The organism is Erysipelotrichaceae bacterium 66202529, assembly GCA_017161075.1.
In the GTDB taxonomy this organism is placed as follows: Bacteria; Bacillota_I; Bacilli_A; order Erysipelotrichales; family Erysipelotrichaceae; genus Clostridium_AQ.
The window spans coordinates 3,337,672-3,350,527 of the sequence record CP046174.1 but is presented as its reverse complement, the minus strand read 5'-3'; the positions used below and the strand labels follow the sequence as shown (position 1 = coordinate 3,350,527).

Sequence of the window (12,856 nt, the reverse complement as noted above, 5' to 3'; positions counted from 1 at the left end):
TGCAGCATTTGAAGAAATTTCAAATCTTACAAATTCTGAAACTGCTTTACTTTCCACTATCGCTAGGGTATCATTATTAGGTAAGAGAAATTGAGTGATAAGCCTATGAAAAAACTTTACAGATATATAAAATTTCATTTGAAAATGACCTATAAAAATATAGTCCGGCACTTTGGTCTGACCTTTTCCGCATCCGTAGCGGTAGCCATTACCCTGATTCTGATTTCCGTATTCATGCTGATTACCAGCAATCTGAACGGGTTTACAAAAAACATCGAACAGCAGGTTACGATACGTGCCAGTATTGATACGATCGTAAAGGATAAGCAGAAGCAGCAGCTATTGCAGGATATTAAGAAGCTGGATACGGTGAAAAGTGTGAAGCTTTCCACAGGAAAAGAAGAGCTGGAGAATTATAAAGCAGAATACAGTGAGGATTCCTCTTTGTTTGATATGTATGAGGGGAAGGCAAATCCAATTCGCGACACATTTCTGATTGAAATGAAAAACGGAAAGGATATTCAGCAAACAGCTAAAAAAATTGCGGATATGAAGGGAATCGTATCTGCGGAATATGGCGGGGAATCCACCAGCGGTATGATTGCCACCTTTGAAAAAATCCGAGAGGGCGGCATGCTCTTCATCATATTCCTGGTAATCATTGCCGTATTCCTGATATCGAATAAAATTAAAATGTCCATCTATACGAGAAAACAGGAAATCGCTATTATGCGCTTTGTCGGTGCCAGCAACTGGGCGATTAAGTTTCCTATGATGCTGGAGGGAATCTTCATCGGTCTGCTGGGAAGTCTAGTGCCTGTCCTGCTTACGATATTTGGATATCAGTATATTCATAATGCTCTTGGCGGTACGTTTATGAGCAATATGTTTGTGCTGCAGAAGGTATTTCCTTTAACTCTTGAAATATCAGAGGTGCTGGTTCTGATTGGCATGCTGGTCGGTCTTGTAGGAAGCTTTTTTTCCACAACCAGATATCTGCACTGGAAGCGCTAATTATATTTATGCACGAAGATAAGGTAGAAGGCTGTATGAATCAGCAGCTGCTTACCTGCAAGAATTAAGAGCCGGCATAGTCTGCACGGCTTTTTTTGTGCCAAGCTGTCTCTGCTTACATTTCGTACGGGATAGAGATGAATCAAAAAACATGAAGCAGCTGTCTGGAATTGCATTCTAACCGGCTGTTTTTTTTATTTTCTTTACGAACAAGGCGTATGTTAGATAACACAATAACATCATTTATAGCCCTACACTTTTTTGACAATGCTCCCTTCCTGTCCGACAGATTGTAGAATATGTGTAACACATATATATACATCGTTTATTTTGTGATTTTTATGATGGAAATGCAGACAATTGATTTTTCTTTTAATTTTTATGATAATCTATAGCCATGGAACGTTCTTCGTCGAGTAATAATCATGTAAAGTAGAGGTGATGTCTAAAAAAAGAACACAGCAGCATGTTAAACAACGGAAGAAAGCTATACCAGGATATGCTCGCAAAATGCGAACAATGGTTTATGTATCTGCAGGACAGGATAAAGGATAGGAGGAAGTGCAGATGATCAGCTTATATCGTATTGATGACCGTGTGATACACGGGCAGACAATTGTAAGACTACTGCCTCAATATGCATGTGATGGCATTATCATCATTGATGATCATATTTCAGGAAATCCGCAGCTGCTCGGTATCTATAAGCAGGTTGTACCGGATACCACAAAGCTTTATTGCTTTTCGATAGAAAAAGCACAACGGAAGCTGCAAGAGGCAAAGGTGTCTAAAAAGCATTATATTGTCATTTTCAAAAGTATTCTTACAGTAAAGGAGCTTCATGACAGAGGTGTGAAAATCATGGAAACAATCAATGTAGGAACAGCGAGTAGAAAAAATGACGCTAAGGATCTGGTTGTCGGATTTGCATTAAATCAGACAGAGATTGATTCTTATAATTATCTGGATGAAAAAGGATATACATTTTCGATTCTGCCGGCAGGTGGTGTGAAGAAAACACTATCCTGGAAAGAATTAAAAGACAAGGCATAGAAAAAGTGAGGAGGAAAAAATATGTCATTTGTACAATGTTTACTGGTTTCTGTTTTCTGTATAGTCAGCGGAAATGAATTTCCACTATATGGTTCGCAGTTTGGATGGTATGTTTTAGGGAGACCGTTAATCGGGGGCTTCGTATGTGGAATCATATTGGGAGATGTAGCGGCAGGAATACAGCTGGGTGTTGCGGTTCAGCTTGTTTACCTGGCACTGGTTACACCGGGAGGCTCCGTTCCCGTGGATATTTCTTTTGTTTCCTATCCTGCTATGGCGATAGCCCTGGCTGCCAAAATGGATAGCGGAACAGCAGTGGCACTGGCATCTACTATTGGTGTTCTCGGTTCCTTTATTCTGCAGTTCGATCTGACGATTGCGGCATTTTTCCATAAGCTGCAGGACAATGCGATTGAGGATGCAGATTATAAGAAATACAATAAAGCAATCTGGCTGTATCCACAGCTGGCAAAAATCATAACCCGTGGAGTACCGTGTTTTCTGGCTGTATATTTCGGAGCACAGTATGTCGGAGATTTCATGAATCACATGCCGGAGTTTGTACAATCTGCATTGCTGTCCTTAGGTGCTGTGCTTCCGGCAGTGGGAATCGGAGCACTTCTGACACAGAGTGTTCGCGATAATTCCTATATTCTGTTCTTTCTGGTAGGCTTTATTAGTATTGTTTTCATGAATTTAAATATTCTGGCACTTACTATCTTCGGCGCTGTATTGGCATATTTGTATTATAAAGCAAGCACGGGAGAATTAAAAACCTCTGCAGCAGATGAAGAATTAAGTGATGATGAGGAGGTATTATAGGATGAGCTTAGAAAGAAAACCAGAGGCTGTTTCAAAGCAGCGGCTAACAAAAAAAGAATTGAACCAGATTTGGCGAAGATTTGCATGGTCTTTTCCGGCAGCCTGTTCATGGGAACGTTTTCTGGGAATGCAGTATTCCTGGTCTCTTATCCCGTTATTCAGAAAATATTATAACAAAGAGGGTCAAATTGATGGTATGAAGCGACATGCGACCTTCTTCAATACGGAAAGTGTTTTCGGTAGTGTTATCTGGGGTGTGACAACAGCAATGGAGGAACAAAAAGCACTTTACGGGAATGTGGATGATGATTTGATTGAAACAACAAAAATCAGCTTGATGGGCCCTCTTGCAGGCATTGGGGATGCGATGAATCCTGGAATGCTGATTCCGCTTTTGCTATCCATTGCAATAGCGTTCTCTGAAAACGGTAGTCCTGTCGGTGCTATTTTCTATATGATTGTGTACACTGCCATTGTAACCGTCATTATGAAGGTGCTGTTTCGTAAAGGCTATGAACTGGGAATCAATGGGATTCAGACACTCATTGGGGAAAAAGCTAATAAAATAAAGAATGCAATCATATTGTTTGGTACGACAATCATGGGAGGTGTGGCTGCGAGCTATGTAAATCTGAATCTGATTCTCTCTATTCCGAGTGGAAATGATAAGGTTCTGATTCAGGATTTACTGGATGGCATCTTTCCGAAAATACTGCCGCTCCTGCTGGTACTGGGGACCTGGCAGATCATGCGAAAGAAAAAAATCTCTACCCTGAAAATGATTCTGATTTATCTTGCAGGAACCTTTATTCTATCCTTCTTCGGTATTATTGGATATAGTACGGGACATCATGGATAGGATGTGTTCAAAATGGAAAAAATATTGATCGTTTCCCATGGAAATCTTGCTCAGGAGTTATGCAAAGCCTGTGAAATGATAACAGGACAGCAGGATTTACTGGATGCAGTTTGCTTAAATGACTGTGGTCTGGAAGAATTTGAAGCTGGAATTCAATCGTATCTTGAAGTAAATCAGAAGCAGACTCTTTATATACTTTGTGACCTTCTTCATGGTACACCATTTAATCAGGTATTGATTAAGATGCTGGATTATACAGCAGTGGATTACCATATGATAACCGGTGTGAATCTTCCGGTGTTACTGACACTGTATATGAGTTTACTGAATAGAAATGATGATGATGCCCATACCGTCTGTAAAAAGGCTATAGAGGCTGGACAGACTGGAATTACATTGCGGGAAGCAGAAAGGACAGACATATGAAAAAAGTATTGATTGTAGGTGCCGGTAGACTTGGTAAAGGGTTTCTTGGTGAGGTATTTGCTGCGGCTGACTGGCAGGTATCGTTTCTGGATAAGGATGCTGCTGTTATCGATGAAATGAAGAATGGTTATACTGTTGAGATTTATGGTGTAGATTCTATTTGTAGAAGAAAAGTAAGAAATTATGATACATATTTGTGCAGTGATAAGCATGAGGAGCTTTCCAGTTTTCTTGAAGCGGATATCGTTATGCTGCCTTTGTATCCGGATGATTTAGAGGACGCCTTTCAATACCTGTTGTATGACTTGAAGCAGCAGATGCAGAATACGCCGGATAAAAAGCTGGACATGGTCTTGCTTACGAATATGACCTATCTCACAGAGAAGCTTTGTGCATATGTGAAGAATCTCACGGATACGGCGTTTTATACATGGTTTCATGAACATATCTTCCTGCGTGATGCGATTATCAGACGCTCCACCGATGCTGCAGATGATAAGGCAAACCGGTCTGTAACACTTACGAGTATGGCTGCGGCCTCTTTGCTTATCGAACAGCCGTTGCATACAGATCTGGGGAATGTACAATGGATGGAGCCGGCAAAGAATGTCCCAACACTGAAGGAAATAAAAATATTTACGCTGAATGGCCCTCATGCAGCTACTGCATATGCCGGTGCTTATTATGGCTATGAGGATATCCCGACCGCATCATCTGATCCGCAAATATCACGTTTTGTAGAACAGGTTGCACAAACCATTAACCAGGTATGTATGAAGGAATTTCATGTAACAGAGAAGGAGCTTGAAAATCTGTCAAGAATACCGAAATTAAAAGGAGAATTACCGGATAGTGTTTTCAGAGTCGGATATGATCCTATACGAAAGCTGGGAAATGCAGATCGACTGTGCGGACCGCTCAAGCTGTGCCTGAAGCACCATGTGGATGCTTTGCCTTTGATAAAAGCTATTGCCTATGCCTTACACTATCAGGATGCAAAGGATGAAAATTCAATACAGCTGCAAAGGATGCTTACAGCTGCAGGAACAGAAAAAACAGTTATTGAGCTGACACAGCTGCCTCAAAATATCGTTATGCAAATCGTTGAAGAATATAACAGTCTCAAAAAGAGTTGACAGCGTCAGCTCTTTTCGCCAATATAATAAGTAAACGGAGGTTGTGATAATGGAACATTACATAATAGCAACGCATGGGAATCTTGCAGAGGAATTGAAAGCGTCACTTTGCTTTATCGCAGGAGAGGCTTTACCAATAGCAACGGTATGTGCCTATACAAGAGATTGCGATCCCGAGGAAAGAATAGCTTCTCTTGTACAGAGCTGTGCAAAGGAGGATCAGCTTGTAGTTTTCGCAGATATGCTGGGAAGCAGCGTATGCAATGAATTTATGACCTATCTGGATGATCCGCGTCTGTATCTTCTAACCGGTGTAAATATAGATATGCTGTGCAATGTAATCCTGCATACGGAAACGCCCCTATCTACAAGGATAGCGCATGCCCTAAAATCCTGCAAAAAGCGTATGCTGCTGCTTGGTGAACACGATGCATAGGCTGTTATATGTTGATTACCGGTTTTTGCACAGCAGGATTTTTGTTGCCTGGCGAAAGGCTTATCAGTTTGATACTGTTGTAATTTTGAATGATAGGATAGCCGTTAATCCGATGAAGCAGGCGATATATCAATCCATCCTGCCACAGGGGATGACGCTGCAATGTCTGCGGTTACAGGATTATGAAAAGGTCTTAGAGAATGAATTCTGCTTCTGGATCGTAGAAACTCTGAAAGATGCATACTGGCTAACAACACATATGGATAATCAGACCAGTATTAACATCGCAGCACAGAGAAAGCAGGATACAACGGGCAATGCAGATATCCTTGCGGCATTATCAAAAGCAGGTGTTTCAGTTATGTATAAACAGGTTCCTGATGAAGGGAGTGCGGGCTATGGCAGAGGCTAAATGGGAAATCATGCAGTATCTGGATCAGAGCAGAGATGTGAGAAATCTGATTCAGCAGGAGGCTTTGAAAGAGTTTACGACCATTCAGATTGCAGCCTCACTACATATCAGCAGAGGTCTTGCATCACAATATTTAAATGAGCTGTATAAGGAAAACCGATTGGTAAAGATACAATCAAAGCCTGTATACTATTTTTCACTACATCAGCTGGAGATAAATTATCAGCTGGATTTCAAGCATAAGCTGTTTATGAGTGTTGAGGAATTTAAAGCCTTTTTACATACTGAGCATCAACAGGCAAGTGACTTCCGTGCTGCCATTGGATATGACAGCAGCCTTGCGCATGCTTTGACGCAATGCAAAACTGCTCTGGAATATTCGGATCATGGCATTCCTCTTTTGCTGTATGGTGAAAAGGGAACAGGGAAAACATTTCTGTCAGTGCTGCTGTTTGAATATGCTTTGAAACACAGATTGCTTCCTGCAGATTCGTTTATGGCACTCGTACAGGGGAAAACCTTTCAGGAGGATAGCCGTTGCCTTATGGTGAAAATATTTGACAGCCGCCTGAAAGTTGAAAGGAAGGAAATGTCAATAGATGATCTGTATATGCTGATCAAGGAGCCATGCATTGTATTCTTTGATGATGTAGAGTACTTAGGAAGCAAGCAAAGGCAGGAGCAGATTATCATAGATATGATGATGAATACATTTGATACATCCGCTGCTTATCTGGTGTTTACGACCTCTGTGATTTCCAGTGAATATCTGAGTGAGAATATTGTCAGAAAAATACCTGTTATCATAGAGCTTCCATTACTGAAAAATCGTTCAGTCAGCGAAAAAAAACAGTTTCTGAAATCCATTCTATTGAAGGAAACAAAGCGTGCAAAAGAACAGATTAGAATCAGCAGCAGTGCATTGAATGCCATTATCGCCGGAATCTATACCTCCAATATTCATGATTTTATCAAAGCTATTCAATACAGCTGTGCTTTTTCTGTGAAACAAGGAAAGGATAAGATCATCTCGGTGATGTCTCTGCCGAATGATATTCTTCAAAATCTGGATCTACCGGATACAAATGAGGACTGGAGCCAGTCCCTGCTCCCTGAGGATATTCGTATAGATGAATTTGCGATAGAATATCAAACACTTTTACGTCAGCTCTGCCAGTCGTATACTGCAATAGGGAAAATAGATGAAGCAATCTGTAAGGAGTGGTATATACGCTATCTTGAATTTGCGGATTTTCTTATGTATGAGCAAAATTATAGTAATGAGAAAATAGATATTTTGAATGATATGCTGCATGATCTGTTCCAGAAGCAGGAGGCAAGACACACCATCGTGATTCCTTCCAGCTTTTCCCTGTTGTTCGCAAGATATTTGTATTTGAAGGAAACTGTGGGTATTTCCATGGATACCAATATGGAGAAGCATATGCGGCTGGTGGAGACGATGCTGGAGCAGACAGCCTCCCAATATCCGAATCAGATTTTTCTGGCAAAGGATACAGTTTCCAGACTTGAGCTTGTTCTAAATATGAAAATGGATGCTATGGATTTGATGATTCTGTTTGTGAATTTTCATCATCATAATAGAAACATGCTGATTAACCGAAGCTTATCCTTCATCATATGTCATGGATATTCTACTGCCAGTTCCATTGCGGATGTGACAAACACGATTATAGGACAAAAGATTTTCAATGCTATAGATATGCCAATTGACAGCAATGCACAGGATATTTCTCACAAGCTTTATAAATTTATCAGCCAGCACCAGAAACGGCAATATGACAAGATTGTTATCCTGATTGATATGGGTTCCTTAAAGGCAGTTGCACAATCTTTGAGAAATCTGCTGGATGTGACTGTCTGTATGATTAACAATGTTAGTACGGGAATCGCTTTGGAGGTCGGTCTGCAGATAAAAAATCACACCTTCCAGCCTGCGGAAATTAAGCGGTTATGCAACCAGGTGCGCTGTGAATTCATGGAGCTTGAGGGAGCCAGAAAGCAGGATACAATCCTTTTTGTATCAGAGAATGAAAATGACGGTACCGATCAGATTCTGGCGTTGTTTAAAAAAAGTATGCCCTACGACACAAATATTGAAATTTCCTCCTGTGATATTCGCGTTGTGACAGACCCACAGCAGTGGGAGGATATTCAATCCCGGCATAATATTCTGTTTATATCTGGCTTAAACACCACATGCTGCAAGGATGCTCCGTTTATTCCTATCGAAAAAATTATATCTAAGGAAGCGCTGGAAAAAATAAAAATACTATTAAAGCCGGTTATGGAAACATCCATGATTGATGAATTCCAGTCAAATCTTGCTAAATATTGTTCACTTGAGAATATTATGGAAAGTATAACCTTTCTCGATCCAAACAAGCTTTTTGAACTCGTTCAGGATTCTGTTCAGAATCTGGAATTGAATTTATGCAGAAAATTTGAATTTGGAACAAGAGTGGGTCTATATATCCATGTCAGTTGTTTGATTGAAAGACTGGTCACAAAGCAGGAGGTGAGTTATCACTTATCTGAGAATAAGGAGGTTGACGCAGTATTCCGTAAAAAAATACGTGACAGCTTCTATAACGTGACAAACGTGTTTGGAGTAGAATTACCACAAAGTGAAATAGCATACATATATGAATATATTCATATTAGCTGATAGCAATAATTTCATACAGCATTTTCTTTTCCATAAAGGAAACACTGTGCTATACTGTACACATGAAATTACAACATGATAAACAGAATTTTACAAAAGAGCTATTGCAATGGTACGATGAAAATGCCCGTGTTCTGCCATGGAGAGAGGACGCTTCCCCTTATCGCGTGTGGGTGAGTGAAATCATGCTCCAGCAGACGCGCGTGGAAGCAGTAAAGCCGTATTTTGAACGGTTTCTGCAGGCATTACCAACTCTGAAGGAGCTTGCCGAAGCGGATGAGGATACCCTGCGTAAGCTGTGGGAGGGGCTGGGCTATTATAACCGCGTCCGCAATATGAAAAAATGTGCGATGGTATGTATGGAGCAGTATGGAGGACAGCTTCCGGATACCTATGAGGAGCTGTTGAAGCTTCCCGGCATCGGCGCCTATACGGCAGGGGCAGTTGCCTCCATTGCCTATAAACGATGCGTTCCTGCAGTGGATGGCAATGTATTGCGAGTCTTCAGCCGTGTCCTGGTGAGTGAGGACGATATCCTAAAGGAGCGGACAAAGAAAAAATTTCAGAACATTATACAGGATTACATACCGAAAAACAGAAGTGATGCATTTAATCAGGCACTGATGGAGATCGGTGCGATGGTATGTGTACCCAATGCGGCGCCCCGCTGCAACATCTGTCCGCTGGCTAAGGATTGCATGGGATACCAGAGCGGGGCAGCTCATCGTCTGCCAAATAAAACAGCAGGCAAGGCAAGACGAATCGAAAAAAAGACGGTACTGGTATTGCTTTGCGGCGATAAGGTCTATCTTCACAAGCGTGAGGATCAGGGTTTACTGGCCGGACTATATGAATTTGTCCTGCGGGATGAATTGTTAAGCCGTAAACAGATTCAGGAAGAATTTCAGGAGCATCTCATAAAGCTTGTACCGCTGCATAAAGCAAAGCATATTTTTTCTCATGTGGAATGGCATATGAGTGGCTATATGCTGGAGCTGGATAAGGAAATTCTGCAGGGAGTCTGGTGTACACGCAAGGAGCTGCTGGATAGCTATGCAATTCCAACTGCGCTAAAGGTATACAAGGAGGCGCTGCTGGCATGGATGAGGGAGGAAGACTGATGGAATTATGTGATGAGCTGCTGGATTATATCCCTTATAATATACAGGAGGAAGCAGACCGTACGGTCATGCTAAGATATTTAAGGGATTTTTCCAACGTTTATACAAGAGAGAATGTATATGGTCATATCACAAGCAGTCCATGGATCATCAATGCGGATGCTTCCAGAGTATTGATGATTTATCATAATATTTATGATTCCTGGGGCTGGTGCGGCGGACATGCGGATGGTGACAGAGATCTGATTCATGTGGCGCTGAAGGAAGGAACAGAGGAAACCGGACTGAAGCATCTGCAGCTGCTGGATAAGCGGATACTCGCCATTGATATTCTTCCGGTACCTCCGCACATGAAACGGGGAGCCTTTGTTTCCGCTCATGTACATCTGAATGTTACCTATTTATGTCAGGCAGATGAGCAGGAAGCACTGACAAGCAAGCCGGATGAAAACAGTGGTGTGAAATGGATACCGGTTGAGGAAATCGAGCAAATCGTCACAGAAGAAGATATGAAGCCTGTCTATCGGAAGCTCATGGAGAAAAGCCGAAGCCTTCTTCGTTTATAAATGGGTGTAAGCGTATGCAAATAGATGTTTTCTATGAAAATCATCCATGAAAAAGGAGACAAAAAAAAGAAAAAGGATTATACTGTAAGTGTAATATCAGGAAAGGTTGGTCTTAATATGAACATGCTGGAACAAATTAAAGGTGGACTTGTAGTGTCCTGTCAGGCGCTGCCTGATGAACCATTGCATTCTTCTTTCATTATGGGAAGAATGGCACTTGCGGCGAAACAGGGAGGTGCCGTAGGTATCCGTGCACAAAGCAAGGAGGATATCATCGAAATTAAAAAAGTCGTTGATTTGCCCGTTATCGGTATTGTAAAACGCAGCTATCCGGATAGTGATATTTACATCACTGCCACGAAAAAGGAATTGGATGAGCTGTTTGAAACAGGCTGTGAAATGATTGCGATGGATGCGACACTTCGTGATCGTCCGAATGGTGAAAAGCTGGAGGATTTGGTGAACTACGTTCATGAACACGGGATTCTTGCAATGGCAGACTGCTCTACATATGAGGAATGTGTAAATGCAGAAAACATCGGTTTTGACTGTGTATCCACAACATTATGCGGATATACGCCATATTCTAAGAATGTGGACGGACCGAATATCGAACTGTTCAAGAAGCTTGCAGAAACAATCAAGGTACCGATTCTTGCAGAGGGAAAAATCAATACACCGGAGGATTTGGCTGCTGTATATGAAGCAGGTGCTTACAGTGCTGTTGTCGGTGGAGCCATCACACGTCCAAAACAGATTACAGAGCGTTTTGTGAAGGCTTTGAAAAAGTAAAAAGGGATATAAGGATATCGTAGGATGTTATGTGTGAAATTGCATGAAACAGCTTACGGTATCTTTTTTTATACAGGAGATATTATAATTTTAAGCTCATAAGGAAGCATAACAAAATCCTGAAATGTATTTGTAAAATCATATTTGTATAATCAAGACAGTATAGTCTGGCTAGTAAGCATTTTGAAGTCCAATAACCGATACAGGAATCTCATTTCGTGTACACAGGATATTCATGAAATCATTGTGTGCAGAGTCAGTCGTTTGCATAACAAGTATGCTGCATATATGATTATGAAGTATTTGATAATCTGCATGATCTGTAGAGAAATAGGCAATACTAGGCGAAAAAACCGCACATTCTGTCAGCTTTTGACATATGGTATAAGGAATGTGGGGTTATGCATATGAACATGAAAGTTATGAAATTTGGCGGTACATCCTTACGCAGTGAAGCGACAAGGAAATATGTGTACCGTCATGTGCTGGAATGCAGCAAGACAAATAAAGTAATTGTTGTTGTATCGGCCATGGGTCGTTATCCGGATGCGTATGCAACGGATACCCTGCTGTCTATGGGCAGTGAATTTCTGACCAGACAGGAAAAGGCCAGACTGGTTTCCATGGGAGAACAGCTGTCTGCACTGAAAATCTGCAGTGAACTTCTGGATATGGGAATACGGGCGTATGCGCTCCCTTTTTTCGATTGCGGAATACTTACTGACGAGAATTATGATTACGCCAAGGTTTTAAAGCTGGATCATACCGGAATTCGTAAAAAGCTGAACAGCTATGATGTGCTGGTGGTGGGAGGCTTTATCGGAATCTCTCCCAGCGGACATGTTACAACGCTTGGCAGAGGCGGCAGTGACTATAGTGCAGTCCTGTTTGCGGATATGCTGGATCTCAAGGAGGTCGATATTTATACGGATGTCGATGGTGTCTATGACAAGGATCCCAAGCTGAATGAATATGCAATCAAATATGATAAGCTGACCTATGATGAAATGCTGAATATGAAATCACGGGTGCTTCATGATCGCTGCGTGAACTATGCGAAGGATCATCATATACGCATTTATCTGAAGGGTACCTTCTCAACAAGTCAGGGAACCATCGTGGAAGATTAAGCCTTTTTCGGAAAAGCATCATTCATATAAATGCGGGAAATCATATAAGTGCGTACAGGGATTGGTTTGAGCTTTACAGCAGGATTTTACTGATTATGAGCATTCTTTCTAAAATAGGAAATAATCTTCTTACAATTCACGAACATTCTTATCAAATATTGGATTGTTTATATGGATTGTGATACAATAACAACGAGGTGATCAGCTTGAAGAACATCATATTGGTAAAGCATCTGGATGATGCTGCCAAGGCTAAAAAAATAGAAACGGCACTGGCTGAAACAAGGGTAGATTTTCAGGTAAATCTGGAGAAGCAATGTGTTATCGTGGAAGGAAATTCCGATATGGTTGCGGTTGCCAGAAAAGTTATCAATGATCTTGGTTTTATGATTATATAAGA

General features: G+C 41.2%; 14 protein-coding genes. All 14 read left to right on the top strand.

Annotated elements, in window-relative coordinates; all coding sequences use genetic code 11:
• Positions 1-90: 90 nt before the first annotated feature.
• The 14 genes from GKZ87_15815 (at position 91) to GKZ87_15750 (ending at position 12,854) form a co-directional block, all read left to right on the top strand.
• Positions 91-1,014, top strand: coding sequence for an FtsX-like permease family protein (locus tag GKZ87_15815; GenBank protein QSI26844.1), 924 nt, complete (start codon positions 91-93; stop codon positions 1,012-1,014).
• Positions 1,015-1,581: 567 nt separating this feature from the next.
• Positions 1,582-2,067 (top strand): PTS mannose/fructose/sorbose transporter subunit IIB, encoded by a 486-nt coding sequence (locus GKZ87_15810; protein ID QSI26843.1) that lies wholly within the window; start codon positions 1,582-1,584, stop codon positions 2,065-2,067.
• A 21-nt stretch (positions 2,068-2,088) separates the two neighbouring features.
• Positions 2,089-2,889, top strand: coding sequence for a PTS sugar transporter subunit IIC (locus GKZ87_15805; protein QSI26842.1), 801 nt, complete (start codon positions 2,089-2,091; stop codon positions 2,887-2,889).
• Position 2,890: 1 nt separating this feature from the next.
• Positions 2,891-3,748 (top strand): PTS system mannose/fructose/sorbose family transporter subunit IID, encoded by an 858-nt coding sequence (locus GKZ87_15800; GenBank protein ID QSI26841.1) that lies wholly within the window; start codon positions 2,891-2,893, stop codon positions 3,746-3,748.
• Positions 3,749-3,760: 12 nt separating this feature from the next.
• A complete protein-coding gene (locus GKZ87_15795) occupies positions 3,761-4,174 on the top strand; it encodes a hypothetical protein (GenBank protein QSI26840.1) in 414 nt (137 codons plus the stop codon).
• On the top strand, positions 4,171-5,310 hold the full coding sequence (locus GKZ87_15790) for a hypothetical protein (protein ID QSI26839.1): 1,140 nt from the start codon (positions 4,171-4,173) through the stop codon (positions 5,308-5,310). The genes GKZ87_15795 and GKZ87_15790 overlap by 4 nt, the downstream gene beginning before the upstream one ends.
• 49 nt (positions 5,311-5,359) lie before the next feature.
• A complete protein-coding gene (locus GKZ87_15785; protein QSI26838.1) occupies positions 5,360-5,746 on the top strand; it encodes a PTS mannose transporter subunit IIA in 387 nt (128 codons plus the stop codon).
• The gene (locus GKZ87_15780; protein ID QSI26837.1) at positions 5,739-6,158 is read left to right on the top strand and encodes a hypothetical protein; all 420 of its coding nucleotides are present in this window, start codon (positions 5,739-5,741) and stop codon (positions 6,156-6,158) included. The genes GKZ87_15785 and GKZ87_15780 overlap by 8 nt, the downstream gene beginning before the upstream one ends.
• Positions 6,064-8,847 carry a PRD domain-containing protein gene (locus GKZ87_15775; protein ID QSI26836.1) on the top strand — a complete coding sequence of 928 codons (2,784 nt, stop codon included), beginning with the start codon at positions 6,064-6,066 and terminating at the stop codon, positions 8,845-8,847. The genes GKZ87_15780 and GKZ87_15775 overlap by 95 nt, the downstream gene beginning before the upstream one ends.
• Before the next feature lie 62 nt (positions 8,848-8,909).
• Complete coding sequence (gene mutY, locus GKZ87_15770; GenBank protein ID QSI26835.1) at positions 8,910-9,968, top strand: A/G-specific adenine glycosylase; 1,059 nt, start codon at positions 8,910-8,912, stop codon at positions 9,966-9,968.
• Positions 9,968-10,534 carry an NUDIX domain-containing protein gene (locus GKZ87_15765; GenBank protein ID QSI27992.1) on the top strand — a complete coding sequence of 189 codons (567 nt, stop codon included), beginning with the start codon at positions 9,968-9,970 and terminating at the stop codon, positions 10,532-10,534. The genes mutY and GKZ87_15765 overlap by 1 nt, the downstream gene beginning before the upstream one ends.
• A gap of 117 nt (positions 10,535-10,651) precedes the next feature.
• Positions 10,652-11,326, top strand: a complete 675-nt coding sequence (locus GKZ87_15760) for a putative N-acetylmannosamine-6-phosphate 2-epimerase (GenBank protein ID QSI26834.1) — start codon at positions 10,652-10,654, stop codon at positions 11,324-11,326.
• Positions 11,327-11,727: 401 nt separating this feature from the next.
• A complete protein-coding gene (locus GKZ87_15755; GenBank protein ID QSI26833.1) occupies positions 11,728-12,456 on the top strand; it encodes an aspartate kinase in 729 nt (242 codons plus the stop codon).
• Positions 12,457-12,662: 206 nt separating this feature from the next.
• Positions 12,663-12,854 (top strand): hypothetical protein, encoded by a 192-nt coding sequence (locus GKZ87_15750; GenBank protein ID QSI26832.1) that lies wholly within the window; start codon positions 12,663-12,665, stop codon positions 12,852-12,854.
• Positions 12,855-12,856 lie beyond the last annotated feature (2 nt).